At 45.8% G+C, this 26,751-nt stretch carries 25 protein-coding genes, 1 tRNA gene and 1 pseudogene; 17 read left to right on the top strand and 10 right to left on the bottom strand.

The genetic code is table 11. The features are described from left to right. Positions 1-100: 100 nt before the first annotated feature. Entirely contained in the window at positions 101-826 is a 726-nt protein-coding gene (locus KEF85_RS13800) for a YebC/PmpR family DNA-binding transcriptional regulator (protein ID WP_215581522.1), read from the top strand. On the opposite strand, the gene KEF85_RS13795 is transcribed toward KEF85_RS13800, so the two are convergent. Next, complete coding sequence (locus KEF85_RS13795; RefSeq protein ID WP_215581521.1) at positions 823-3,906, bottom strand: efflux RND transporter permease subunit; 3,084 nt, start codon at positions 3,904-3,906, stop codon at positions 823-825. The two genes, KEF85_RS13800 and KEF85_RS13795, sit on opposite strands and share 4 nt — an antisense overlap. 194 nt (positions 3,907-4,100) lie before the next feature. Here KEF85_RS13795 and KEF85_RS13790 point away from each other — a divergent pair, with 194 nt between their 5' ends. The 4 genes from KEF85_RS13790 (at position 4,101) to KEF85_RS13775 (ending at position 7,808) form a co-directional block, all read left to right on the top strand. Continuing rightward, complete coding sequence (locus KEF85_RS13790) at positions 4,101-4,742, top strand: uracil-DNA glycosylase (protein WP_215581520.1); 642 nt, start codon at positions 4,101-4,103, stop codon at positions 4,740-4,742. 2 nt (positions 4,743-4,744) lie between these two features. After that, the gene (gene uvrC, locus KEF85_RS13785) at positions 4,745-6,583 is read left to right on the top strand and encodes an excinuclease ABC subunit UvrC (RefSeq protein WP_215581519.1); all 1,839 of its coding nucleotides are present in this window, start codon (positions 4,745-4,747) and stop codon (positions 6,581-6,583) included. Then, on the top strand, positions 6,573-7,133 hold the full coding sequence (pgsA, locus tag KEF85_RS13780; RefSeq protein WP_215581511.1) for a CDP-diacylglycerol--glycerol-3-phosphate 3-phosphatidyltransferase: 561 nt from the start codon (positions 6,573-6,575) through the stop codon (positions 7,131-7,133). The genes uvrC and pgsA overlap by 11 nt, the downstream gene beginning before the upstream one ends. Before the next feature lie 75 nt (positions 7,134-7,208). Next, the gene (locus KEF85_RS13775) at positions 7,209-7,808 is read left to right on the top strand and encodes a TetR/AcrR family transcriptional regulator (RefSeq protein WP_215581510.1); all 600 of its coding nucleotides are present in this window, start codon (positions 7,209-7,211) and stop codon (positions 7,806-7,808) included. 37 nt (positions 7,809-7,845) lie between these two features. On the opposite strand, the gene KEF85_RS13770 is transcribed toward KEF85_RS13775, so the two are convergent. From KEF85_RS13770 to ygfZ, 4 genes are all read right to left on the bottom strand, one after another. Beyond that, on the bottom strand, positions 7,846-8,691 hold the full coding sequence (locus KEF85_RS13770; protein ID WP_215581506.1) for a CvfB family protein: 846 nt from the start codon (positions 8,689-8,691) through the stop codon (positions 7,846-7,848). Between the two features lie 698 nt (positions 8,692-9,389). Continuing rightward, entirely contained in the window at positions 9,390-11,123 is a 1,734-nt protein-coding gene (locus KEF85_RS13765; RefSeq protein ID WP_215581504.1) for a DEAD/DEAH box helicase, read from the bottom strand. Positions 11,124-11,245: 122 nt separating this feature from the next. Next, positions 11,246-12,220, bottom strand: a complete 975-nt coding sequence (locus KEF85_RS13760; protein ID WP_215581502.1) for a COX15/CtaA family protein — start codon at positions 12,218-12,220, stop codon at positions 11,246-11,248. Between the two features lie 41 nt (positions 12,221-12,261). Then, positions 12,262-13,152, bottom strand: coding sequence for a CAF17-like 4Fe-4S cluster assembly/insertion protein YgfZ (gene ygfZ / locus KEF85_RS13755; protein WP_215581500.1), 891 nt, complete (start codon positions 13,150-13,152; stop codon positions 12,262-12,264). 130 nt (positions 13,153-13,282) lie between these two features. On the opposite strand from ygfZ, the gene KEF85_RS13750 reads away from it, so the two are divergent. The 3 genes from KEF85_RS13750 to KEF85_RS13740 all read left to right on the top strand — a co-directional run bounded on the left by KEF85_RS13750 (position 13,283) and on the right by KEF85_RS13740 (position 15,146). Continuing rightward, complete coding sequence (locus KEF85_RS13750) at positions 13,283-13,723, top strand: protein YgfX (RefSeq protein ID WP_215581499.1); 441 nt, start codon at positions 13,283-13,285, stop codon at positions 13,721-13,723. A gap of 201 nt (positions 13,724-13,924) precedes the next feature. Beyond that, entirely contained in the window at positions 13,925-15,016 is a 1,092-nt protein-coding gene (gene ychF / locus KEF85_RS13745; RefSeq protein WP_215581497.1) for a redox-regulated ATPase YchF, read from the top strand. 53 nt (positions 15,017-15,069) lie between these two features. Further along, a tRNA-Met gene (locus KEF85_RS13740) sits at positions 15,070-15,146 on the top strand. Between the two features lie 341 nt (positions 15,147-15,487). Here KEF85_RS13740 and KEF85_RS13735 read toward each other — a convergent pair. Then, positions 15,488-15,868, bottom strand: a pseudogene (locus KEF85_RS13735) (molybdopterin dinucleotide binding domain-containing protein); the annotation flags it as partial. A gap of 87 nt (positions 15,869-15,955) precedes the next feature. Here KEF85_RS13735 and KEF85_RS13730 point away from each other — a divergent pair. Together KEF85_RS13730 and KEF85_RS17010 are read left to right on the top strand one after the other, a co-directional pair. Beyond that, positions 15,956-16,198 (top strand): antitoxin, encoded by a 243-nt coding sequence (locus KEF85_RS13730; RefSeq protein ID WP_215581495.1) that lies wholly within the window; start codon positions 15,956-15,958, stop codon positions 16,196-16,198. A gap of 151 nt (positions 16,199-16,349) precedes the next feature. Continuing rightward, positions 16,350-16,523 (top strand): PIN domain-containing protein, encoded by a 174-nt coding sequence (locus tag KEF85_RS17010; protein WP_343222199.1) that lies wholly within the window; start codon positions 16,350-16,352, stop codon positions 16,521-16,523. Between the two features lie 97 nt (positions 16,524-16,620). Here KEF85_RS17010 and KEF85_RS13725 read toward each other — a convergent pair whose 3' ends face one another. Next, complete coding sequence (locus KEF85_RS13725) at positions 16,621-17,406, bottom strand: dienelactone hydrolase family protein (RefSeq protein ID WP_215581493.1); 786 nt, start codon at positions 17,404-17,406, stop codon at positions 16,621-16,623. A 397-nt stretch (positions 17,407-17,803) separates the two neighbouring features. Here KEF85_RS13725 and KEF85_RS13720 point away from each other — a divergent pair, with 397 nt between their 5' ends. Next, positions 17,804-18,073 carry a hypothetical protein gene (locus KEF85_RS13720; RefSeq protein ID WP_215581491.1) on the top strand — a complete coding sequence of 90 codons (270 nt, stop codon included), beginning with the start codon at positions 17,804-17,806 and terminating at the stop codon, positions 18,071-18,073. Continuing rightward, complete coding sequence (locus KEF85_RS13715; protein ID WP_215581489.1) at positions 18,060-18,386, top strand: hypothetical protein; 327 nt, start codon at positions 18,060-18,062, stop codon at positions 18,384-18,386. The genes KEF85_RS13720 and KEF85_RS13715 overlap by 14 nt, the downstream gene beginning before the upstream one ends. Positions 18,387-18,470: 84 nt before the next feature. Here the strand turns inward: KEF85_RS13715 and KEF85_RS13710 are convergent, their stop codons facing one another. Next, a complete protein-coding gene (locus tag KEF85_RS13710) occupies positions 18,471-18,809 on the bottom strand; it encodes a helix-turn-helix domain-containing protein (protein WP_215581487.1) in 339 nt (112 codons plus the stop codon). Between the two features lie 442 nt (positions 18,810-19,251). Between KEF85_RS13710 and KEF85_RS13705 the strand changes: the two genes are divergently transcribed. Then, entirely contained in the window at positions 19,252-19,683 is a 432-nt protein-coding gene (locus KEF85_RS13705; RefSeq protein WP_215581485.1) for a hypothetical protein, read from the top strand. Positions 19,684-19,915: 232 nt separating this feature from the next. Here KEF85_RS13705 and KEF85_RS13700 read toward each other — a convergent pair whose 3' ends face one another. Next, on the bottom strand, positions 19,916-21,280 hold the full coding sequence (locus KEF85_RS13700; RefSeq protein WP_215580104.1) for an IS1380 family transposase: 1,365 nt from the start codon (positions 21,278-21,280) through the stop codon (positions 19,916-19,918). A 98-nt stretch (positions 21,281-21,378) separates the two neighbouring features. On the opposite strand from KEF85_RS13700, the gene KEF85_RS13695 reads away from it, so the two are divergent. From KEF85_RS13695 to KEF85_RS13680, 4 genes are all read left to right on the top strand, one after another. Next, positions 21,379-21,984, top strand: coding sequence for a hypothetical protein (locus KEF85_RS13695; RefSeq protein WP_215581483.1), 606 nt, complete (start codon positions 21,379-21,381; stop codon positions 21,982-21,984). A gap of 3 nt (positions 21,985-21,987) precedes the next feature. Further along, positions 21,988-22,836, top strand: coding sequence for a hypothetical protein (locus KEF85_RS13690; protein WP_215581480.1), 849 nt, complete (start codon positions 21,988-21,990; stop codon positions 22,834-22,836). 195 nt (positions 22,837-23,031) lie between these two features. Further along, positions 23,032-24,153, top strand: coding sequence for an IS4 family transposase (locus tag KEF85_RS13685; protein ID WP_215581478.1), 1,122 nt, complete (start codon positions 23,032-23,034; stop codon positions 24,151-24,153). A gap of 267 nt (positions 24,154-24,420) precedes the next feature. Then, positions 24,421-25,740 (top strand): IS110 family RNA-guided transposase, encoded by a 1,320-nt coding sequence (locus tag KEF85_RS13680; protein WP_215579915.1) that lies wholly within the window; start codon positions 24,421-24,423, stop codon positions 25,738-25,740. Positions 25,741-25,946: 206 nt separating this feature from the next. Here the strand turns inward: KEF85_RS13680 and KEF85_RS13675 are convergent, their stop codons facing one another. Next, the gene (locus KEF85_RS13675; protein WP_215581476.1) at positions 25,947-26,729 is read right to left on the bottom strand and encodes an enoyl-ACP reductase FabI; all 783 of its coding nucleotides are present in this window, start codon (positions 26,727-26,729) and stop codon (positions 25,947-25,949) included. Between the last annotated feature and the right edge of the window lie 22 nt (positions 26,730-26,751).

The raw sequence follows: 26,751 nt of genomic DNA, 5'->3' as shown, positions 1-26,751 counted from the left end.
GCATAAGCACTTGTGGTAAACCGACAACAATTCTGACAACGGCACGACTTAGCTGTAAAATTCGCCAATTTAGTTGTCAATTCAATGGAGCAATAATCAAATGGGTAGAGCGTATCAAAACCGCAAAGTTTCCATGGCCAAAACCTCGGATGCCAAGGCAAAAGTCTACAGCAAATATGGCCGTGAACTCTATGTCTGCGCCAAATCCGGTGGTACTGATCCTTCCGGCAATCTGGCCTTGCGTGGTTTGATCGAACGCGCCAAAAAGGATCAGGTGCCTTCCCATGTCATCGAAAAAGCCATAGATAAAGCCAAGGGCGGGGCAGGTGAGGATTTCGCACCGGCTCGCTATGAGGGTTATGGTCCTGGCGGCAGCATGGTGATTGTCGACTGCCTCACCGACAACCCCAATCGTACCTTTGGTGATGTGCGCTTGTGTTTCACCAAAACCAAATGCAAAATCGGCACCCAGGGCGCGGTCAGTCACATGTTTGACCATTCCGCCATCCTGGCGTTTAAACATGATAACGAAGATGCCGTACTGGAAGCCTTATTGACTGCTGATGTTGATGTCAGCGATGTCGAAAGCGATGCCGGTATCATTACCGTGTTTACCCCGCATACCGACTATTTCAAAGCCCGGCAGGCTCTGGCCGAAGCTTTTGGCGAAATCGATTTTGAAGTCGATGAAATCCAGTTTATTCCCAAAAGCGCCACCGTCATCAGTAATGAGGATGATATAGCCCTATTTGAAAAATTTCTGGATTTGCTCAATGATCTGGATGATGTGCAAAATGTGTTTCATGACGCAGAGCTAGTGGCCTAACTGCGTTCAAAACGGCCAAACTTCAACAAAATCGTTGGTAATAACAACAGATTCAATGCTGTCGAGGAAGCCAGCCCGCCAATAATAATGGCAGCCATTGGCCCCATGATTTCCCGGCCGGGGTTGTCACTGTCAAAGGCTATCGGCAGCATGGCCAGCGCAGTGACCAGAGCCGTCATTAAAATTGACGGCAAACGTTCCTGGGCACCCTGCACTGCGGTGTCCAGAGTCCAGGGCAGGCCATCCTGCTCTACCAGATGCCGGTAGTGAGAAATCAGCATGATACAGTTGCGCACCGTAATGCCAAACAAAGTGATAAAACCCACTACCGAACCCACTGACAAAGTACCGTCAGTTGCTAGTACTGCTGTCACACCGCCCAGCAGGGCAAACGGCAGATTGACCAGCGTTAAAGCCACATGTCTGATACTGCCCAACGCAATATAAATTAATAACAGCACCCCGCTACCCGCCAGCAGCGCATGGATGATCAGGGCTTCACGGGCTTTGGCCTGTTCCAGTGCCGCACCGATAAAGTCCGGATAACTGCCTTGCCGCCAGTCCACCTCTTGTAATACCCGCTGCTTTAATTCGTGCATAAAATCATCCATGTCACGTTCGTCTATATTGCAACTGACCGTCTGTACCCGCTGTGCGCCCTGATGCAAAATATTGTAACGGCCTTCGCTGTGACGAATGTCAGCAACTTGCCCCAGCAGCACCCGCTCACCATCGGCGTTTTTTAACGGCAGCAGCTGCAAAAACTCGGTTTGGTTGCGTAAATCTGCCGGTAAGGTCACGGCCACATTATAAATCCGGTTGCCCTGAATATTTTTGCCGACTATCTTGCCCTCATAAGCGGTTTGCAGTGCCGCCATCACCTGAGCCGGACTAATCCCCCGAAAACGTAATTGTTCCTGGTCCAGTTGTACCTGCAGCATGGAAGTAAGTGGTGGTGAGCGCACCTGAATATCATTTGCGCCGTCGGTTTCCCGCATAATATTGGCCACTGCCTGAGCTTTGCTGTCCAGGGTTGCCAGATCATTGCCATAAATATTAACCACGACCGCCGCCGTATAGCCGGAAATGGTTTCGTCCACTCGCTCGGTAAGAAAAGTATTAGCTTCATAATTAATACCCGGAAAAGTGTCCAGAATCGCGCGCAAATTATCCAATACCCGTTGCTGTTCTGCTCCGGATAAAGTCTGCAAACGCACTTCATATTCACTGTAATGACTGCCGTAAGTATCTGCGCCGCGTTCGGCCCGTCCGGCCCATTGCGACACCGATTCCACCCCGGCTATATTCATAAATGCAGCGGTAAGCTGGCTGCCTACTCTTATCGATTCCTTTAAAGAAGTTCCCGGTACACTTGCGGTGTGGATAATAAAATGGCCTTCCCGCAGTTCCGGTAAAAACTTATGTTCCAGACTGGCAAATCCACCAATACCGATTACGCACAGCAGCACACAGATACCCGCAATTACCTTGAAATGCCGCATCACCCAGGTCAGCAACCGAGTATAAACCGGTTTTAAGCGTCTGACCAAGGGCGGGTCAAGCGCTTCGGCCAGATTACGGCTTAATAATAAATGACACAAAGCCGGGGTCAGGGTTAATGCCACCAGCAAAGACATCAGTATCGCCAGAATATATGAATAACCCAGTGGAGCAAATAAACGGCCAGCCACGCCATCCAGCGTTAACAAGGGCACAAACACCAGTGCCACGATAAAACTGGCGTATACCACCGAACCACGCACTTCCATGGATGCCCGATAAATAACGCTGGCCAGACTATCCGGTTGCCCCAGCAGCTGATTTTCCCGCAAGCGCCGATAAATATTTTCGGTATCAATAATTGCATCATCCACCACTTCGCCCAAGGCAATGGCCAGACCGCCCAGTACCATAATATTCAGATTGGCGCCCCGCTCCAATAACACGATGACCGCCGTCATCAGTGATAGCGGAATCGCCAATGCCGCGATAAAAGCACTACGGAAATTGAATAAAAACACATACAGAATCAGCACGACAAAAAAGCCGCCTATCAGTAAATGACTGGACAAATTTCCTACCGACGTTTCAATATAATCGGCCGGGCGGAACAGATGCGGGTAAAAGTCTATATTCTGGCGTTCGAACAAGGCGGCAAACTCTGTCAACACAGTTTCCACCTGTTTGGATACCGATAATGTGTTCGCGCCATACTGGCCGATCACCATCATCACGATACCGGGTTTACCCATGATTTGCGCGGCACCGATGGGCGGCTCAGGTGCGTAAGCTACATCAGCCACATCGCCCAACAGAATATTGCTGCCGTTATGGCGTTTTACCAATACCTGACGAAACTGGTCAGGATTGACCGGTTGACCGCTTAATTGCAGGGTGAAGCGTTGATTGGTGTTTTCAATAAAACCGGAGCCGCTCAATTCTGCCGCAGCTGCGGTTGCTGAAACAATTTCGTCGATAGCCAGATTAAACCGCTGTAAGGCATCCGGCCTGATTTGCACCTGCAATTGCTGAATTTCACCGCCAAACACATTCACATCCGCCACGCCCGGTATAGCCAGCAAACGTGGTGCCAGCGTCCAGTCCACCAGACTGCGCAATTCCAGCAGATTTTTGCTATTGGAACTCATGCCTATCGTCAATACTGTGGCCGAGGACGAGGAGAGAGGGATCATTACCGGCATGGCGACCCCGGCCGGTAAACGCTGATTGATTCCGGTCAGGCGTTCACTGATCAATTGCCTATTGCGGTAAATATCGCTGTTTTCTGCAAAAACAGCCGTGACTATCGATAAACCCTGGATAGACTGGGAACGTAAATTCTTCAGGCCGATCAAACCGCTGATAGCCGTTTCAATTTGCTGACTTACCAGTACCTCCACCTGTTCGGCTGCCAGTCCGGGAGCTTCGGTCTGAATAATCACTTGTTTAGGTGCAAATTCAGGAAAAATATCCAGACCGGCATCGGCAAAACGATAAGCACCGTAAACCAGCAGCAATAAAGCCAGCATCACGACAATGCCGGAATAACGTATGGAAAATCGAACGAAAATGGAGAGCATTAAATAAGGAATAACCGGATTTATAAAGTATAAAGTAATACCGATTCAAAGCCGGTAAAGCCTATTAAGATACCATAAGCTAATTATTCATCAGAATTTTGCCGTAAATCCAGTCTGGTGACCAATTTTTCCCCGGCTCGGCTCAAATTCTGCAAAAATGCCCATCCCAATCCGCAAATGATCAGATAACCAATATGCCTGTATCAGCCTATTTTAATCTCGCCTGTCGGCAGTGTCCGCGATTGGCCAATTTTTTGGACGAGGTTAAACAGAAATACCCCAGTTACCATGCTTTACCCGTAGCGCCGTTTGGGGATATTAACGCCAGGTTACTCGTCGTAGGATTGGCACCGGGCATGCACGGTGCCAATGCCAGTGGCCGGCCATTTACCGGTGATTATGCCGGTATCCTGTTGTATCAAGCCTTATTTGATTTTGGTTTCAGCAATCAGTTGGAGTCCAATAATCTGGCCGATGGTTTAACGTTAACCGATTGCCGGATTACCAACGCGGTTAAATGCTTGCCGCCGCAAAACAAACCCACGGGGGATGAAATTAAGCAATGTAATCATTATCTGGCAGCAGAGCTGGACACATTGCCGGAAAAATCGGTGATCTTGGTATTAGGCAATATTGCTCATCAAGCCGTATTGCGTGCCTATGGCATCAAGACGGCAGCCATGCCGTTTGGTCATCATCGTGTCTATCCACTGGCCAATGGGCATACTCTGGTCAGTTCCTATCATTGCAGCCGTTATAATGTGCAAACCAGACGCCTGAGTATGGAGATGCTCAGTCAGGTTTTTGCCACTATTCGGAATATTCTCGACCACTAGCTGTGAACGACCAGATTGTCAGTCCAGGCTTTGATGTCAAAGCCTTTTTAAAGACCCTTACCCAGCGTCCCGGTATCTATAAGATGCTGGACGACAAAGCGGAAATCATCTATATAGGTAAAGCCAAAAATCTGAAAAACCGGGTTTCCAGTTATTTCAGAAGCCAGGCCGTCTCACCCAAGCAGCAGGCCATGGTCAGCAAGGTGCAGGCGATAGAAGTCACGATTACCCATACTGAGGGTGAGGCATTATTGCTGGAAAGCCAGCTGATCAAGCGTCATAAGCCCCGCTATAACATCAGCCTGCGCGACGACAAATCCTACCCCTATGTTTTTATTTCCGGTCACGAATTTCCCCAGCTAACGTTTCATCGCGGAGCCAAAAAACGTCCCGGCAAGTATTTTGGCCCCTATCCCAGCGCTAGCGCTGTCAAGGAAACCCTGAGGCTGTTGCAAAAAATCTTCCCGGTGCGGCAATGTGAAGACTCGTATTACAACGCCCGTTCCCGGCCCTGTCTGCAACATCAAATAGAGCGTTGCACTGGGCCCTGTGTTGGTTTGATTAATCAGGCCCAATATCAGATTGATGTCGATAATACCATTTTGTTTTTGGAAGGTCAGGGTGGTTTATTGATAGACCGCCTGGTAGGTAAAATGGAAGCTGCAGCAGCCATACTGGATTTTGAAACCGCGGCGGCATACCGCGATCAGATCCAGCGCCTGCGGGCAGTACTGGAAAAACATTTTGTCCAAGGCGAAAAAGGCAATGTCGATATTATTGCTTGTGCCGCCAGTGGTGGAGTTGCCAGTGTTCAAGTTTTCTTCATCCGTAATGGCCAAAATTTGGGGAGTCGTCAGTTTTTTCCAAAAATGGTCGAAGCCAACGATATCGCAACTGTGTTACAGGCCTTTATTGGTCAATATTATCTGGATAAAACCGTGCCGCACGAACTGATAGTCAATCATGCTTTGCCCGAAACCAAGCTCTTGAGCGAAGTCTTGAGTGAGCAGGCCAAGCATGGGGTCAGCATCAGTTGTAATGTGCGGGGTGAGCGGCAAAAATGGTTGCAAATGGCAGTCACCAATGCCGAAAACAGCTTACTGACCAAGTTGGCCGACAAACAAAATCAGCTGGCCCGTTTTGTCAGTCTGCAACAGGAATTGGGTTGTACTGAATTGCCGAAACGCCTGGAATGTTTTGATATCAGTCATACCCAAGGTGAATATACCGTGGCATCATGTGTGGTATTTGACCATGAAGGCCCGGTCAAATCTGCTTATCGGCGGTTTAATATCCAAGGTATTACCGGGGGGGACGATTATGCCGCCATGCATCAGGCCATTCTGCGTCGGTATAAGCGCTTGAAACAGGGCGAACATCAGGCTCCCGATATTTTATTGATCGATGGTGGTAAAGGTCAGGTTGGTGCAGCAAAAAAGGCTTTGACTGAATTACAGATAAACAATGTTATGATAGTCGGAGTTTCCAAAGGCCCTGATCGTAAAGCGGGTATGGAAAAAATTATCCTGCCTGATCAGGATCAGCCCTTGAATGTCATGCCTGGCGCCAGTGCATTGTTGTTGATCCAGCATATTCGGGACGAAGCGCACCGATTTGCCATTACCGGACACCGGCAACGCCGGGCTAAACAAAAAAACCAGTCGGTATTGGAACAGATAAGCGGATTGGGGCAGAAAAGACGGCAAAGTTTATTAAAACAGTTCGGTGGCTTGCAAGGCGTAGCCAATGCTGGTGTGGATGCGTTAGCCAGTATTGATGGCATTAGCAGGCAATTGGCACAACGTATTTACGATATATTCCACAATCAAGATGGCAGTTAAATTTAATCTCCCAACCTATCTGACCTTATTGCGGATTGCATTGATCCCACTATTGACGATAGTGTTTTATATGCCGTGGGAATATTCAAATCTGGTTTGTACGCTGATATTTTTGTTTGCAGCATTTACCGACTGGCTGGATGGCTATCTGGCTCGTAAACTTGGCTTGGAAACTGCGTTTGGTGCATTTCTTGACCCGGTGGCAGATAAACTGATGGTGGCGTTTGTCTTGGTGCTGGTGGTGCAAGCCGAAGCCAGTCCCTATCTTGCCATTCCGGCGGCGATTATCATTAGCCGGGAAATCACCATTGCCTCATTAAGAGAGTGGATGGCGGAAATCGGCCAGCGTGCCAAAGTAAAGGTCTCCCAATTGGGGAAATGGAAAACCACCGCACAAATGACCTCAGTCAGTATGTTGCTGTACCGAGACGATTTGTTTGGTTTACCCATCAACAACATCGGTTACTGGCTGTTATACTTGTCCGCCATATTAACCCTGTGGTCAATGATCAACTATCTGGTTGCCGCGCTTTCAACCTTTAGAGAATAACAATGACCACAGTTTATTTCAGACTGTGGGTTTCTACAGCTATTAGCAGGTAAAGCTGAAAAAAATAATAACAAAATGGAACAAGAAATAGAAAACACCCCGAACAAAATCGTTAATCAGGATGAAATCTTACAGGCAGCATTAAAACTGTTTGCCGAAAAAGGCTATTTCAACACTTCTTTAGCGGATATTAAAGAGGCGGCTGGACTTAAATCCATTAGCGTCATATACCAGTTTTTCAAAACCAAACAGGCTATCGCTATTGCCTTGCGGGAGAACATACTGGACAGTTTCAGCATATCAATAGACGATATTCGCCGGCGTAACCGTAAAGCGGCCGATCAGCTGCGGGAAATCGTCGATTTATTGTTCAGATTGACCGATGAAGCTCCGGAAATTATCCAGTTTATGCTTTTTATAAAAACCAGTGATTTTTTGCCTGAGCAAACTGCCTTATTCGAAACAGCGGCCTTCAATAAAATCAGAAAAATCCTGCAGGCTGGTATTAAGGATGGCGAAATCCGTGCATTGGAACCCGCTTTGGCTTACAGTTATTTTTTTGGTATTGTCCTGCAAGTCCTGGCTATGGTGCTCAATAAAGATTTGCCTAAAACCGCAGACAGCTATCAGACCCAAGTCTGGATGGCAGCTTGGGGCAGCATCGTTAAAAAATAAGCCAATGTGGTCAAGTTTAGCTTGAAGGATTGCAGGGTTAGTTATCCTGTGGGGTGGCGCGCAACCCCTTGTCTTCAATAACAATCTTACGCTGTTTATATAAACCGCCTATAGCCTGCTTGAACACTTTTTTACTTACCCCAAAGGTATCATAAATCATTTCCGGCGGGCTTTTGTCGGTTAAAGCAATATAGCCACCATGTTTTTGCAGGGTGCGCAGAATCATCTCTGACGTACTATCCACTTTTTCAGCATATTTGTCCTGATTCAAAGCCAGATCAATTTTATTATCTTCACGGATTTTCTTGATATAGCCGGTTAAGTGCTGACCGAACGGTAAGGTTTGGAAAATCTCATTCTTGTATAAAAGTCCCCAGTATTGATGATTAATAATTGCTTTAAATCCCAAGTCGGTGGCTTCGGCAATAATTAAATCAACAGCCTGGCCTTCTTTAAAATAAAACGCCTGCTCTTTAATAAAGTCATCCAGCAGCGTGGAGGCGGCAATTCGATTGCTTTCGTCCAAAAACAGGCGCACCAGATAGGAGCGACCTTCTATCATTTTGGTTTTCTGCTCACTAAACGGAACCAGCAAATCCTTGCTTAAGCCCCAGTCCATAAAAGCTCCAGCGTGACTTAGTGATACAACTTTTAACCAGGCAACCTCGTCTACCTGGGCTTTGGGAGCCTTAAGTGTGGCTAGAGCCTGATTATGGCCGTCGATAAACGCAAAAGCCTCTAGCACATCACCCACTTGATAGTGGGTAGGCAGATCCTTATCCAGCAACAAAATTTCGCCGCATTCTTCGCCGCCATCCAGATACACTGCGCTGTCTGTTGTTCGGCATACAGTTAAACTATTAAATTTGCCTAAATTAATCATGATGTCTCATTTTTAAAGATATTCAGCCACATTATAACCGACCACGCGTCCGTAGCCTGGATGCTGCGTTAGCGGCATCCAGGGTTCTAGGCCATACCAGCCGGTATAAATTAAATTGGATAATACAGACTAGAGCGGTCATGCCCTAGGTTTTCAAGTTGCTTTATTTAAGGCCGAAACGGCCTTGTTGATGCATGCTGTTAGCCCATATTGGTGCAAATGTAACTATCTTGCGATGCAACGGTGCGCATGTCTGGCGTAAAGCTAAATAGGTGTTTTTGTAACTTATTGAATAAGTTGTTAAAATAAAATGGCACTTAAATTGCTTTAATATTTTCGGGTCTTCAAGTGTATTGAACTTACCTCGTCATTGTAACTGTCAGTGTTGACAAGGCGTAGTGTTTCCGGTTAGGAATTGCCGTAAACACTACGCCTTTTTTTTGTTCTAAAGATACATAAAAGGTGCTGCAATCACTGTAAAGAGTGCGCGATTGGTAGTCTACAGGTTTGCTTTCCCATTACGGCATTGAAGCTACGCTGAATGCTTTCAAGTTGCGCTTACTCCAAACCAATGTCGTCATTCCCGACGGCTGCCAGATTTTTGATTGGAAATAACTATAATCGTAGCTGATGCTTAACCAAGGCAGGGTGAGCACGCTGTTGTGCCCACCCCCGGATATAGCGCAAGTTTTTAGACTTTACTCTTGGCCTTTGCCGCGTTTAGACGGTGAGCCTACGCGTTTTTTACTCTTGGCTTTCTTGACCAGATCAGGGTCCAGTCGGGAAATATTCAAAGTTTTGCCGCCGACCCGGACTTTTTTCAAAGCCTGTAACAGATCTTTAGGCATTCCAGCCGGCAATTCCACTGTGCTGTAATTTTCTTCAATTTTAATTCTGGCAATATGATCGCCATCAATGCCGGTTTCGTTGGCGATAGCACCAACAATATTACCGGGCTTAATGCCATCGCTACGACCTACTTCCAGACGGAACAGCTCCATTTCCACTTGTGCAGAACGGCCTCTTTCCCGTTTTGGACCGCGATCCCGATCCCGGTCAAAATCGCCGGATTTTCTGTCATCATCTTTGCGCGGTTTTTTGCTGGGCTCTTTCAGTAATAACGGGGTATCACCCTGTAATAATTTAGCCAGTGCCGCTGCAATATCTGCGGCAGGTACGTCATGTTCAACCTGATACTGGTTAATCAGCTGGCTGTAAAAACTTAATTCCTCGGCGGCCAGGGTGTCGGTAATGCGCTGTTTAAACCGGGTGATACGGGTGTTATTGATGAACTCTGTTGAAGGTAATTGCATTTCTTCAACTTTTTGTTTGGTTGCCTGTTCAATATTGGCCAGCAAACGTTTTTCCCGTGGCGAAACAAACAGAATGGCGTCACCCGTTCTACCGGCACGGCCAGTCCGGCCAATCCGGTGAATATAGGATTCGGTATCATAAGGGATATCGTAGTTCACCACATGGGTAATCCTGTCCACATCCAGACCACGAGCGGCAACATCGGTGGCAATTAAAATATCCAGCTTGCCGCTTTTCAGGTTTTCAATGGCACGTTCTCGCAGTGCCTGTGACATATCGCCATTGATGGCCGAAGCCGAGAAGCCGCGGGCTTCCAGCTTTTCCGCAACCTCAATTGTGGCGGTTTTGGTTCTAACGAAAATAATCATGCCATCAAAATTTTCCGCTTCCAGAATCCGGGTAAGCGCATCCATTTTGTGTATGCCGCTGACAAACCAGTAGCGTTGGCGAATATTAGCAGCGGTAGCGGTTTTTACCTTAATGGTAACCTGTTCCGGATTGTTCAGATATTTCTGAGCAATTTTGCGGATTTCAGTAGGCATGGTTGCCGAGAACAGCGCGGTTTGGCGTGACGCTGGGGTCTGTTCGAGTATCCATTCCACATCGTCGATAAAGCCCATGCGCAACATCTCATCGGCTTCATCCAGAATCAGGGTTTTCAGAAATTCCAGTTTCAAGGTGCCACGGCGCATATGATCCATTACCCGGCCAGGGGTGCCGACAATCACATGGGCGCCGCGATTCAACTGGCGCAACTGGGTAGTGTAATCCTGGCCACCGTAAATGGGCAGTACATGAAAGCCTTTGATATGGGAAGCATAACGCTGAAAAGCTTCAGCAACCTGAATCGCCAGTTCGCGAGTAGGGGCCAAAACCAAAACTTGTGGATCTTTTTGATTCACATCCAGCCGGGATAAAACCGGCAGAGCAAACGCAGCAGTTTTGCCGGTACCGGTTTGGGCTTGGCCCAATACATCGCGGCCAGCCATGACAAAAGGAATAATTTCGGCTTGAATCGGGGAGGGGGTTTCGTAGCCAACGCTTTCTAATGCTTTTAAAAGTGATTCGGATAAACCCAAATCTTTAAAAGAAGGCGTAGTGGCAGAAGGGTCGGACATGAGTAATACCTGTAGAAAATGAAAGAGAAGGGCTTATAACTGATCAAGCAATAACCGCCATTGTACCGCACTGGTGAAAAATTGCTTAACTTATTGATAAATCCAGAAAAGTTTTGTTAAAATCAAAAAGATTTGCGACTTGAATATTGACAACTAATATAAATAAAAAACTGAGCGCCAAAAATAAGGTTGGCCATCAACAAATGTATTGGTTGAGCAATTGCTGGAAAGCCCAGCCTATCCAGGCTAACGCCCGCCAATATGGCTATTACAATTAAACCAATCAAGCTGTAAGCCATTCTGGTCAGCAAGCGATGTTGTCCAGGCTGCCGAAAAATTTGCCAGGCCAGCCATAGATTGGTAAATAGAATCAGCGACGAAAATGAACGGTGAATGTAAAAAATAATCGGAAAACTTTCTCGCCAGTATTGGCGCTCAATCTGGCTGTCCTGGTGGGCAATAAAGTCCACGGCTTCCCGCACCTGAGTGCCCATGCCTACTTGCAGCAAGGTCATCAGCATGGCAATTTTTAACACCAAACCAAAACGGGCGCTGATCCAACTGCCGTCCAGGGTTGCCAGCAGCGGTTTTTGGGATCGGGCAATGACATAGATCAGCAAGGCCACAATAAATAGCGCCAGCAACATATGCATGGTAATCATTAGTGGTTTAAGATTGCTGGCAACCACAGCTGAGCCTAACCAGCCCTGAAACCCCACCAAAGCCGCTACCGACAGCGAAAGATAAAAAATGCCTTTATCCGATTTTAAATAAATCCGTGATGCCCAGGCCGTCAACAAAACCAGCAAACCGGTGCTGGCACCAATCAGCCGGTTGCTATATTCCGTCCAGGTCTTCAGCGGGTTGAACAGAGTGTTTTCATAACCCCGTGCAGCATAAACCTCATGATAATTAGCCGGTAATTCCGCTTCATGCAGTGGCGGCACCCATAATCCAAAGCAGGTCGGCCAGTCTGGACAGCCCATGCCGGCCCCCGATGCCCGGACGATTCCGCCGGCCAGAATCACCAGATACACGGCAAAAATGGTTAAACTGCCTAAACGGCGAAAACGGGCGGCTGCCAAAGTATCAGTCATAGCTGGGTGCAAGAATTATAAAGGGCATTAACAAGTTGATTTTAGGCTGGTGATACTATAGTTATAGCTGTGTTTTGCGAATCGTCAAGTAACAGCTGGTCAGAATGTGTACCGTCTTTCTGCAGTACCAGCAACAGACGGCTTAATCCGGCACTGGTGCCTACGCTTAACACATTGCCGACAGCTTGGCGGGTTGCCGCTTCTACCACCGTCATGCCCGCTGCGGCGGTGTCATTAAATGGAGATTCAGCAATAAACAAACTGCGTTTGGGTTTGCCCAGATAATGGGTTCTGGCCACGATTTCCTGGCCGGTATAACAACCTTTGCTAAAGCTGATGCCACCTAAGCCATCAATATTCAACATTTGCGGGGTATACAGTTCGGATTGGGAAATATCAAACCAGGGCATGCCGACAGAAATATCCAAGCCGGCCCAGACTACGGAGTCGCTCAATGTATTTTCGGTTAATTCGGAAATATCGGCCTGCCGATCAACCAGACACCAACTGCGTAAGGCCGTGGCCGGATGTTTGATAAAAATCGCCGTATCGCCCATTTGTTGACGGAATGGGTCGTCAGGAGCCGGAAAAGGAAAGTTCAAGCCCAATAAATGCAGATTTTCGTGGTTAGCGCTTATTTTTACCGCCGAGCGCAACACATACATCTGTAATTTATTAATCACTTTATCGAGCAGATTTTTCGGTAAAATCAATAAAAAAGCGGTTGGCGTGGCAACTACCAGCAGTGTGGTAATCACCCGTCCTTTGGCGTTGCAAAAAGCCGCCAAACTGGCACTATTTGCATTTAGCTGATAAATATCACAGGTCAATTGGCCCTGTAAAAACTTGGCACTGTCTGTACCGCTAACGCTAATAACAGCCAAATGCGCTAGGCTGAAAATTTTTTGATCAGAATGAGTATGTTTTTCCAAAATTTAAACCAGTGGAGTCAAATGTGATTGATCCGGCTCCGATAATACTTGCAGGTAGGGCTATAGCATTGTTGGAGCATAATCAATAATTATAGCCGTATCGTTACACTCTATACATCTAAACCTGATAATGGTGTCAAAAAATCTGCAAGCATCGGTCAGTTTTGTCATCAGTCGCTCACCAAAACTGTTGTGGGCCATCCATCTATTACATGGTCTGGCCATTTTGGCCTGTTGGCTAAATGCACTGGAGACTATCGGCCAAATTATGCTCAGCGCTGTGTTGTTGGCTTCCTGGGGTTGGCAATATAAACAACTTCGCAACAGGCGGGCTATTCAGTTACGTTACTCACCCAGTGATGGATGGGCGATTAGTACTGCTGGTCAGGAATACCAGGCTATCACCCTTAAACCGACATCCGTTATCAATAAGCTTTTGATTGTGTTGCACTACACCGATATCAATAGGCACTTTAAAACCCTGTTGATAGTTAATGATTCCATGTCTGATCAGGATTATCGCCGCCTGCTGGTCTTATTAAAAATTAGTGGTCTTGCCAAAAAAGTTTGAACCAGCCATTCCAGATCAGGATCTTGTGTTTGTAATGTGCGTGCTGAATTATGCCCCCGAACAACGGCTGGTAAAATCAGTCTTAATGCCTCCCGTAACATCAGCCGTTTGAATTTTTTGCATTGAAAGATATAATCAAAAGGTTTTGTCCGTTGTCACTTCGCGGACTTATCCTTAAAACTTTCAGCTTAAATAGAATCTATGGCTCTTTATTGCGGAATCGTTGGTTTGCCCAACGTGGGCAAATCAACACTGTTCAATGCACTCACCAAGGCGGCCATCGCTGCCGAAAACTATCCATTCTGCACCATTGACCCCAATGTCGGCGTGGTGCCGGTACCCGATCCCAGAATGGATAAACTGGCCGAAATCGTCAAGCCGGAGCGGGTATTACCCACCACTATAGAATTTGTTGATATCGCCGGACTGGTGGCGGGAGCCTCAAAAGGCGAAGGCCTGGGCAACCAGTTTCTCGGTAACATCCGTGAAACCGATGCCGTTGTTCATGTCGTGCGCTGCTTCGATGATGATAACGTCATCCATGTGGCCGGAAAAGTCGATCCACTTAATGATATCGAAGTCATCAATACCGAATTGGCTTTGGCTGATATGGCTTCTGTGGAAAAAGCCCTGCAAAAAGCCGCCAAGATTGCTAAATCCGGCAATAAAGAAGAGCTGGCCCGTAAGCAAGTGCTGGAACGAGTATTGGAACATCTTAATGCCGGTTTGCCGGTGCGCACCCTGGGCTTGGACGAAGATGAACAAAAATCAATCAAGGAACTGTGCCTGATTACCATCAAGCCTACTTTGTATGTGGCCAATATTCAGGACGATGGTTTCGACAACAACCTGTTATTGGATAAAGTCAGAGCATTTGCCGAACAGGAAGGCTCCAGTGTCGTGCCGGTCTGTGCAGCAATAGAAGCCGAAATTGTCCAGCTGGACGAAGCCGAAAAACAGGAGTTTCTGGATGATCTGGGTCTGGAAGAGCCTGGCCTCAACCGGGTAGTGCGGGCTGCATATGCTTTGCTGAATTTGTCTACCTACTTTACCGCCGGGGTTAAAGAGGTCAGAGCCTGGACAATTCCGGTTAATGCCACTGCACCGCAAGCCGCCGGCGTGATACATTCTGATTTTGAAAAAGGCTTTATTCGTGCGGAAGTCATAGCTTATCAGGATTTCATCGCCTACAACGGCGAACAAGGCGCCAAAGATGCCGGAAAATGGCGTTTAGAGGGCAAGGAATACAAGGTTCAGGATGGCGATGTGATGCACTTTAGGTTTAATGTTTGACATAAAAATGACCACGGTTATAATAGTCTGATTAACAGAGTTACAGTTTAAGTGGCGACATAGCTCAATCGGTTAGAGCGCGGGATTCATAACCCCGAGGTTCCAGGTTCAATTCCCGGTGTCGCCACCATTTGAATTTTCTGCATTACGAAAAAAACCTAAGTTCTTTATTTTAAAAGACTTGGGTTTTTTTATGTCTGAACAAAAAAGCTAAAGTAGCCTCGATGCAGCAGCGCGGAATCGAGGATTTAGGCTGCCTAATAAACCCTGTGACGCCAGCGATACTTGGGTTAATGGTTCATCTATTTCTTAAATAAAAATAGCCGACTTGCCTGCTGCATAGTGTTTCCTTAAAACAGTTTGGCGCCATAAAATTTTGGCAAATGTTCAAAAAGCCCCAATGAAACGTGGGGCTATAGCTAGATAAGTATGTTATTTATATTCCCAGGTCACTGAAACAGTGAAATTATTTCAGCTCTCGACAGCAGTTTTGGGTTTCTTAAGGAAGTTATCTTGCATTTCTTTAAACGTCAGGTAACGTTTTTGCCATTCCGAAGGTAGAGCTGCTTTTACCACCTGAACTGCTGTTACCTTATATTCTGGACAGTTAGTTGCTCAATCCGAGTTGTCAGTAGTAATAACATTTGCACCAGAAAATGGATGGTGTAATGTGGTGTAGACGACACCAGTCTGCATTCGGGTGGAAACCTTGGCATGTAATACCGTTTCTCCGACCCTGCTCTGGATACCTACCCAGTCGCCATCGATAATACCCCGTGCTTCAGCATCATGCGGGTGAATTTCCAGGAAATCTTCAGGATGCCAAGCTGTGTTTTTGGTACGTCTGGTTTGTCCGCACCGTTGCCAAAAATTGCTAGCCATCATGAATGTTGATGTATAGATTAAGGATGTACATTTTAGCTAACAGTGGAGGGTGCTATGCAAGCCGCGCGTATTTTTACTAACGGCAACAGCCAAGCTGTGCGATTACCGAAGGATTTTCGGTTTGATAAAGATGAAGTCATCATCAAAAAACTCGGCGACATTGTCGTGCTCTTACCCAAACGCTACCGAGCAGAAAGCATATTAGCCATGCTTCAAGAAGTTAGCCCTCTGGACATTGAGCGTCAACAGCCATGCGAACTTCAGGAACGGGACTTTGATGAGTCTTTACCTGCTTGATACCAATATCTGCATCTTTCTGCTTAATCAGCGCGGCGGAACTAGAATTTGGTATCGCGGCCAGTTAAAAACAAAATGATAACGCCAAACGGCTGGAACGATTTTTACTCGATTTTGAAGTGATCGATTTTAACCGAAAGTCGGCTTCAGCATACGGCCCCCGCTCAGATCAACCTTACACTCACAAGGCACGCCAATTGGGCCGATGGATTTTTTAATTGCGGCCCATGCCTTGGCATTGAACGCGATTCTAGTTACCAACAATACCCGCGAATTTGCGCGAGTTGCTGCTCTCCATCTGGAAGACTGGACGCAACCCAGATAACTCGTCAAAAAAGAACCACACCGTGAACTGGATTGGCATCAGCAACGAAAACCAGTTTTACAGCCTGCAACGCCCCAAACCTAGCCCAAAAAATGCCTTATTGTTTAAAAACCCCATCAAACAACGCCAGCATTGCCGCCCAGGATTGTTTATCCGCCTCAGCATTGTAGGCTATCGGTAAATGATTGGCTTTGCCCAGTCGATCTGCATCGGGATTGGTAAAACCATGCACTGCCCCCGGATAGTTAACAAAGCGATATTTCGCGCCAGCCAGTGTCATTTCCCGTTCAAAGTTGGTGATACTCTCGGCTGTGACGAAGCCATCATCAGCACCGTTCAAAACTAAAATTTGCGCCTTAACTTTACCCGGTTCGGCTGGGGTTTTAGTCACCAAATTACCGTGAAAACTCGCCACTGCCGCCAAATCCACACCCATCCGGGCCATGTTTAACACCGTGGCCCCGCCAAAACAGTACCCAATCGCGGCAATCTTACCGGCATCAACCCCAGGTTGTTGTTCCAGCAAGGTCTTTGCGGCCAGAAAACGCTGGGTTGCCAGTCCGGCATGTTCAACAACACTATTCATAAACCCGGCCGCATCGCTGGCATGTTCACTGGATTTGCCGTCGCCATACATATCAACCGCCAGCGCGGTATAACCCAATTCCGCCAGCATCCGCGCCCGCTGCCGGGCATAATCGTTTAGCCCCCACCATTCATGCACCACCAACACCCCAGGCTGTTTATCGCCTTTGGCATCATCCCAGACCAGATAACCTTTCAGAGTGGTATCGCCGGCTTGGTAATCCACATTTTCTTCGTGTAATGCCGCCTGTAAAGAAGGACTAAATATTAAAGCCAGTAGTAATAAGCCAAGTTTCATGGACAGTTCCCGATATTTAAGTGGGGTGAAATGGACAACAAATAAGATCGCTTAACCATTAAAAATAATGCATGGGCGTAGTCTTTAATCAAGCATCATTCCCGGCAGCCAGAGAAGAACAATCAATTTTTTAAACCTATACCACAGTTTCGCCTAAATTATAGCTGTTTTCTGGTTGTCACCAATTTTGGGTCATTTAGTTGTGCGTAAAGAGCCTGCATTTTGCTAAAGCCTTCTAACCCATAGCCTACTCGCCTACCAATTGATAATATTTAACTCAACGATGCGCATCTAACAAATGTAATAACGGCTCTTGTAATAGAGTAGCCATAAGCAGAAATGAAACAAATAACATTTCGTGCTATAGTGCCATACTAAAATATTAACAGGGGGCTCTATGAGCATTCAATACAGTTTTAAGGTTATCGGTGCCAATGGCCAAATATCGTTAGGCAAACAATTTGCTGGTCGCCAAGTACTGGTAGAAGAACAGGAACCCGGTGTGTGGTTGGTTAGAACCGCTACTGTCATTCCAGATAACGAACGTTGGCTACATCTTCCACAAACTGCCGCCGACCTGGACAAAGCCTTGGCTTGGGCGCAGGCTCATCCAGCTAATGACACAGATACTGACTTATTGCTCGATAAGCTCCATGACCAGGCTTGATCAAAATAGCCGAGTCAGACTAGATCTAAACAACCCCTTGTTTCAGGAAAATCTGTTGAGCTTGCCAAAACCTGAGCGGCACAGTGCTTTGGAGACGCTGAAGAAATTGCGGCAAATCACTTGGCAGCAGCTATATCAGGATAATGGTCTTAAATGGGAAAAAATCGTCAGCATCAAGCCGCCAATTGGAATAGATGCCATTTATACATTACGCATTACTCAGTCGCGACGTGCAACGGCTTATAGGGATGGGGAATTTATTCGCTTGCTGACCATTGCCGCTGATCACGACATTACTTACGGCAAAAAATAACCACAATACAGATGTTCTTGTTTAGATGAGTTACCGGCTTGCCAGATCGGTCTGTCGTTCTTCCTTCCCATCGAACGCTTTTTGCTAAATTTTACCGTCCGCTCTTAACGCATCAATCGCAGCTTCTGGCGCTTTATCCAACATTTTCAGAAAAACTTTGGCTGCGCCAGTTGGATAACACTTACCTTGATCCCAATTACGAATAGTTTCCAATGAAACATCAATACGTCGAGAAAACTCAGTCTGATTTAGTCCTAAGCGTTTGCGTAGCCGCCGCGCAAATTTAGCCGCATCCAGCATGACCAGGGCCTCATCTTTAACAATTTGAAGTGCGGTATCTCTTTTAGAGGTGGCATCCACTCGCATTGGATCAATACGCCCACCGCTTGATTGATCATTAATTGTTACTCGTGCTGTTTTCATAGTGATTAATCTCGCGTTGGTTGGCTTTTCGGGCCAAAATTATGCGGATAATTTGTTTAAAAAATCACATGCATGTAAAGCAGCTTGTATAGCTTTTTAGAATCCCAGGGAAAGAGTGGTTATAAGTTTGATTCTGATAAAGTTTGTTGTGGGTTGAGAAATGAAATTGCCAAAAGTCAATAATAGTTTGCAATTTTAGGTGGGGTTGAATGATAATTGGCTCCAGCAGAGAAGAGGTTGTTAAATTGAATAAATTGCTGCCAGTTCTGTTTTAAATAGGATTATTTTTCCAAGCGTATGGCGTTATCTACGTTATATCAATGAAGTCTAGTAACTAAAGTTGAAAAAAAGATTTAACTTAGTTGTAAGCTACAATAAAGGATCTACAGTAATTTTACCAAGTTAAATGGATAGTTAACTCCTCAAATAGAGTAAAAATTTAATGAAACAGCATTTACACTTCCATACATTAGATATAGACAGAGTGATTGATGGTTATGTTGTAACCGCGAATACAAATTATCGAATTGCTCTGAAGTATTTTTGTCCTTTGATTGGTCGACTGGATTTACAGCGTGATGCTCTAAAAACGAAGTTTTATACACGATTGGAGGAAGATATCATTCGTGGATGTGTAATGCCTCCAATCACTATTGCATTGATACATCCGTTTGAGCAACAGGCAGATAATGTTAATGAATCTGATATTTACAGTTACATTGAGGAGCACATTGATAACGGGTTTGTTTTGGATGGTATTCAGAGATTAACTACTTTACAAAGAGCAGCTTCACAGCAGAATTTCGATGAAGATAGACCAATTCATGTCAATTTTATATTAGCACTTTCAAGGGATCGTTTGCTTTATACCTGAATCCGTGTTCCTTTCGGTTTAAGTGAGGGCAGTCGCGTTTCAGACGCGTTTTTTAAAAAAATCTACCACCAATCGAAATTTAACTGCCGTTCATCAAGCCCTCAGTCGCAAAAATCAATCGTTTCCATGGTATTGCCGGCATCGCCAGATGAAAAACCTGACGCCAAGACAAGCAATCTTCTTCTCTACCCGGAGAATCAGCTCGTAACCAGCATCTCAGCTTTCGCGCCGCTTATCCTGATGCAAAGCCAGGCTGCACCACCAATCGCTCTTGTAAATAAGCGAATACTTTTGCCACGGGTGAGGCGCACCCTAAGTCCAGCCACCATTGCCGGGCTTTGTGGATCACCTGGGCTGCTCGATACATGACTTCTTGCAGCACCGTTCGTAACCGCCGTCGTTTTGCCGGATGACGTATTGGCGCCAAGTCGCCAGTCAAGCCCAGTTGACCAATCAGTCGCAAGCAATTATAGGCAAACATACCCATTCTCAATAGACAGTCGTTGGTCTCAAACTTTCCAGATGGTAAGCGTTCCATATCCAGGTCAGTTTTGAATTCCGAATGAAATTGTTCATGGGTGCCGTGGTCGCGGTAGCGTTCAATGACGGTTTCTTCGGGTTCCTCCAGACTCGTCCACCAGCCTTCCAGTTGAATGTCCGGCAGTAATAGCATCTGGCCGTGCTTATTGCTCGTGCGTTCAATGATCCGCACGACCAGTCTGAAGGGGCGAGTCTGTTTTTTCCAAGCACGTTCCACCGTCAGTGTCATTAACGCTTCCCGTTTACCGGGGCGTTTTTCAACAAAGGCGCCGGCCGCTTCCGCTTTTTCTAACCAGGATGTCTTATCTTGCCGTCTTGGATTCCACTTGATCAAGTATTCAAAGCGCCTGTTCATGGCTGCCCAGCGTTCTTTCTCAGCCGCAACCGTAAATAACAGTTTGGCGCTATCAAACCCTGAGTCTTTGCGTAATAACAACGGCAAACCCGGTGCAACCAAGCGCTCAACTCGAGGAAACAGCCTTTCTAGAAAATAATCAATCTCCAGCGATGAATGCCAGCGGCCTGGACGCAGTTCCAATCCTATACACCAGCCTTCATTGCCCAAATAAGCCGCGACAGGCGTATAGCCATCCACTCCCTGATAGGTTCGACTCACCTCTTCCTTCTTGGTACCGCTCTGATCCATGACGAAGGTGTCCATGTCCAGACAGACGTAGCCTTTATGCGGCGTAATTGGGGCTTCTGTTCGTTCGATGAGTCGTATCGATAGATCATCCACCGGCTCCAGCAGGCTGCCGCTGACACGATCAAGACGTTGCCGCAGCCACACGCTGCCGGGAACCTTACGTACATCCAATGCCTTCTTGAAAAAACGATCTTCACGAAACGGCTCAACAGCCTCGAAGTCGCTTTTGCCTATACTTAAAAGGCCAACAGTGGTTTTGACTAAATCCGAGGTTTTGATACCCTGTGAAACAGGTATTCTACCGTCCACCATCACTTCGACATTGACCGCTTCCAGGCACTGGCCGATCAAGGATAGTCCGGCATAGGAGGTAAGTTCCTTTTTGGATTCTTTAAGCTTAAAACGTGCCATAATCAAAACGGGTGACTATAGAAAAACTATATTATACCTTTTTTATCATTGACTTATGACTATTTATAAAAAAAACGAACACGGATTCAGGTTATAGAATGATCACGCTCAATAATGGACAAAGACCAATGTCTGCAAGGCATCAGATTGATGTGCTTGCAGATGCATTCTTCGACTTTGAGCCACTCAACATTAACTTATTGGCTGAGAAAGGCAATAGCCGTGTTAGATCTCCAGATGCGTTTAAGAAAGCAGATTTTGTAAAGGGATATGTTGCCTATCTAAGTAATTCAGTTAGCATTGATAATCAAAAAATCATTGAAGAGAAGATGGACGAATTGATTGCGAGTAGAATCATTGACTCAGACATACCTACATCGAAAATAGAGTTTTCTGATGTTGTTGAGCTAATTAATAAGATTAGTAAAGACACTAAACTTCGGGATTGGATACGAGTTCAGAATAATTTTATTGGATTTTGTGTTGGCATAAGGAAGTCAATAGTATCGATTCAGGTTGAAGATATTAATCAAATTGCAGGGGCTATTGAAAACTTTGAGCGTGCTTTTGCATCAATTAATGTCAGTAAAGTAAATATTGGAAAAATTCGTAGGGAGTCTGTGTCGAGATTCATTGGCGAATTTCCTCAAGTTAAAGGTCTAGATGAATATAGCTTATTAGATAAAATATCAGATTGGATTTAGTTAGTGCGTATAGATCTCAATAATGTGGGTTATATTTTTAATGGTAGTCTTCCAATAAATAGTGATAAGTCATTTCAGTTTGTTTTGGTAAGATTACTAATAGGGCCAGTAAATATAGTCTATAATCAAAATAGGTTCAGGCAGAACATAAATTACTCGAAAATTCCATCAATTCTACAACAAAACTTACGTGGTTCAACAGCATTTAAGCAGTTTTCTACTAATTACGGAATAGGTTTAACATCTACGCAATTTGTTAGAAAAACAATTAGCGAAAATCGCAATTTTTATCAAGATGTGCTTAGTGAGTTTTCGCATTATTTTATCCAAACGGAACGAAAAGCACATCTTTCTGCTTTTGTTTTTCTTTATAGGTTGTTGGAAAGGATTTCATACAGTATGCCACTTCTTTATAGTAAAAAGTCACACGACTTTATGGGCACATTTAATCAATTAAAGTCATTGTTCACAAATGACAACCCTGGAGAGAATGGTTTTTTTTTAAATTTTCTAAAATCAGGGCAATTTATTGATCATAATGTGTTAGATGCTACATACAATATTAATTTTTCAGCTTATTCCGATGGTGTTAAGTACTTTGATCAAATTGCAAGAGTTTTTAATGATTTTGATTCGTCAGATAGGAGCTCACTTAGTTTTGAAATTAAATTTAAGGATGTGCCTTCGCTACTAATAATTATCAGAAACCGTTTTTTTCATTTACAAACTGGCGCCAATCTGAGAAATATTAGTACTAAAGATTTAGGTAGTCCCGATGAGTTATTTTCAGAACTGAATAAGGTTATTTGTAGTTGTTTAGCCGCTATTGTCTTGCAGATCATTGCAAGTTGATAATTTATTGTAAAGTGGGAATCGTAGAAATTACCCTGTAACATCAGAGAAAACTAATTTTTTGCTGACTCTATGGTCTAGCTCTCCGTACACGACAAAACCTAAAAACCGGCTAAAGAAGATGATCTAAGCTTATGACTTGAAAGCCCATCGCAAATCTGTTTCACTCTCTAATGACTAAAAAAGGGGGTGAACATGGACTTAAACGATGGGCTTAGAGCGATTTTAAAAGACCATGTGTCTTGGAGCAAGCGCCGTTTAGATTGTTTTATCGGTCTGTTACTGGCGTTAATCCAATCCAGGCACATGAATTTAACGCAATTAGCGGTGAATTTTGGTGGACAGGCGACCTTAAAGTCCCGGTACAGGCGGCTTCAGCGTTTTTTTCAAACCGTTGTTTTTGATTATGACGCCGTGGCGCATCTGATCATGCAGTTGTTTGATTTTAAGGGCCAGTCGTATTATTTGACTCTGGATCGCACTAACTGGAAATGGGGAAAGGCCAATCTGAATATCCTCACCCTGGCGATTGCTTATAAAGGCATGGCGGTGCCGGTGTACTGGTTGGTGTTGAATAAGCAGGGTAACTCCAATCAGCGTGAACGAATCGCCTTATTGCAACGCTTCATCCGGCAGTTTGGTCGGCATGGCATTCAAGGCGTATTGGCTGACCGGGAGTTTATTGGCGATCAGTGGTGGCAATGGTTAACAGACCATACCATTCCGTATTTGATTCGGATGAAAGACAATCAGTTACTGACCAATCGCCGCCACGCCGGAAAGCCCGTTCAAGCCCTATTCCGGGATTTAAAGGCGGGCGAGCAGCGCGTACTGAGGAAAAGACAGCGCATTGGCGATCAGTGGGTTTGGTTGAACGCCTTAAAATTAGAGACCAACGAGCTATTAGTGTTGGCCAGTAACCGGCGCTTGGCTCAGGCGATTCAAGTTTACGGCCAGCGCTGGCAAATTGAAAACCTGTTCCAATGCTTGAAAGGGCGCGGCTTCCATTTAGAAGATACCCGGCTGACCCGGTATTATCGGATTAAGAAAGTCATGGCGCTCCAAGCCATTGCTTTTTGCTGGGCCCATAAAGTCGGGGAATGGAAACATCGAGCCGTCAAGTCGTTAACCATCAAGCAACATGGCCGCCCGGAATCTAGTCTGTTTCGTTATGGGCTAGACGAGCTGAATAACTTTTTGTTGAAAACGGTTAAATCGGCTGATGAGATGCTTCGATTCTGGATTTTGTTTTTATGTCCGCCGACTATGATCGATTATGACCGAAGTCGGTCTGGGAAAATAACCCTCAGAATTTAAGTGGCGCGTTTTGTCGTGTACAGAGTGCCATAACCACCCTTCGTTGGAATGCGTGAATAAGAAACATGGAGCTTTTTGCGGTAAAGTAGGTTACCCGCACCGCAGAAGACCGATTGATCAATGGTGTGTTCGCACCCGAAACAGAGTGTGGTTCTGGGTAACGTCGGCGAAATTGGTGAGCCTTAAGGTATCCCGTTTGAGAGAATGATTTTTGACGATGTTCCCAAAGCGGTGTGGGTTTACTATTTCTGATGATGGAGTAAAGTCATGGCTACTGGCAAGTCTGCTCATTTTCAACTGACTCATCCCAATGCGGCGGGTATCGATATTGGTTCAGGAAGCCATTTTGTGGCAGTATCGCCCGACCGAGATAATCCCTCCGTACGTGAATTTCCAAGTTTCACCGAGGACTTAGAACATTTGGCGGATTGGTTGACGGAATGCGGTATTGATACGGTGGCGATGGAGTCTACGGGGGTTTATTGGATTCCATTGTTTGAGATGCTTGAAGTTCGTGGCTTCACAGTCTTTTTGGTGAACGCTCGTCACGTCAAATCCGTGCCTGGACGTAAATCAGATGTATTGGATTGCCAGTGGTTGCAGCAATTAATGAGCTTTGGTCTGTTGCGAGGAGCATTTCGTCCACAGGGCGATATTTGCGCACTGCGCAGTGTGGCGCGGCAACGAGCTATGCTATTACGCTACCAAGCACGGCATGTTCAACACATGCAAAAAGCGCTCACACAGATGAACCTACAATTAACCCAAGTTATTTCTGATGTGGTTGGCGTCACTGGGCAAAAAATTATCAGAGCTATTTTGGTCGGCGAACGTGATGGAGTTACTTTAGCGAAGCTTCGTCATGGTCGTATTCATGCAAGTGAAAAGGAGATCGCTAAATCTTTACAGGGTAATTGGCGTGAAGAACATTTGTTTGCGCTTAAACAAGCGGTTGACTTGTATGACAATTATACTGAAAAATTAGAGGAGTGCGACCTGAAATTGGAAGAAATGCTCCAAGAATTGGCTAAATATTCCCATGAGCCGCAAGCCATAACGCGTCGCAGTCGAAACAAAAATGCGCCGCAATTTGATTTGCGTCTTCACCTGTTTAGATTATGTGGCGTCGATCTAACACGGATTGATGGCATTGACGTCACTACCGCGTTTACGGTACTTTCCGAAGTCGGGGCTGACATGTCGCGATTTAAAAATGTTAAACATTTTACATCCTGGTTGGGTTTATGTCCGGGTACTAAAATATCAGGCGGCAAAGTATTGTCTGGCAAGTCCAAGCGCACGGCTAACCGTGCTGCTCAAGCCTTAAGGTTGGCGGCGGTTAACTTACGCGCCAGTCAATCTGCGTTGGGAGCCTATTACCGTAGACTCTGTGCTCGTATGGATAAACCACGCGCGATCACCGCCTGCGCCCATAAGTTGGCGCGCTTAATTTATGCGCTATTGACTAAGGGGGAAGAATTCGTGGACAAAGGTCAACAATATTATGAAGAACGCTATCGTCAACGGGTGGTGAATTCGCTGAATAAACGCGCCGAACAATTGGGCATGAAACTGGTTTCCGCATAATAAAAAAAATAACACAACATAATCAATTGGTTGTGATTTGTTTCTTGAGAGGGTCTAGCTAATAGTTTTTATTCGGTATAAGTTGTAACGAAAAAATTAAAAAATCAGGTTTTACTTGTACATACTAAAAAAGGGGCTTTATTTAGGCCCCTTTGGTTTAACACAAACTCGGCAGTTAGCGACCAGCTAAAATAATCACCCAGTATTTAACCAGCCGCCAATCCCGCAATATTGTAACCACAATCCACAAACGTAATTTCCCCGGTAATACCGGAGGCCAGATCAGAGCACAAAAACGCCGCCACATTGCCTACTTCATCAATGGTCACATTGCGTTTTAACGGCGCTGTGTCAGCCGCTTTGCTCAGCATGGATTTAAAATTGTTAATGCCCGAAGCCGCCAGGGTGCGGATAGGTCCGGCAGAAACCGCATTGACGCGGGTGCCTTCCGGCCCCAAAGCGGCTGCCATATAACGCACATTGGCATCCAGACTAGCTTTGGCTACACCCATCACATTGTAATTGGGGATCGCCCGTTCCGACCCAAGATAGCTCAAGGTCAGCAGTGCGCCGTTCCGGCCGCTCATCAATTTCCGGCCGGCTTTGGCTAAAGCGGTAAAGCTGTAGGAACTGATGTCATGGGCGATGGCAAAATTTTCCCTGGTGGTGGCTTCCACGTAATCGCCGTCCAGGGCTTCGCGCGGCGCAAACGCCACGGAATGGACGATGCCATCCAGGCCATCCCAATGTTTGGCCAGTTCTACAAATACATTTTCAATATGCCCGTCGTTGGCAACATCCAGCTCGATAGTGATGTTAGAGTCGCATTCGGCGGCCATTTCCTCAACCCGGCTTTGCAATTTTTCGTTCTGGTAACTAAAAGCCAGTTCCGCACCTTCTCTATGCATGGCTTTGGCGATGCCCCAGGCGATAGAGCGATTACTGGCCAGACCGACGATCAAAATACGTTTACCCTGCAAAAAACCCATTGATGTTTACCTCATTATTATT

This window comes from Methylomonas paludis (genome assembly GCF_018734325.1).
Taxonomy (GTDB): domain Bacteria; phylum Pseudomonadota; class Gammaproteobacteria; order Methylococcales; family Methylomonadaceae; genus Methylomonas; species Methylomonas paludis.
This window is presented reverse-complemented; position numbering and strand designations above follow the sequence as displayed.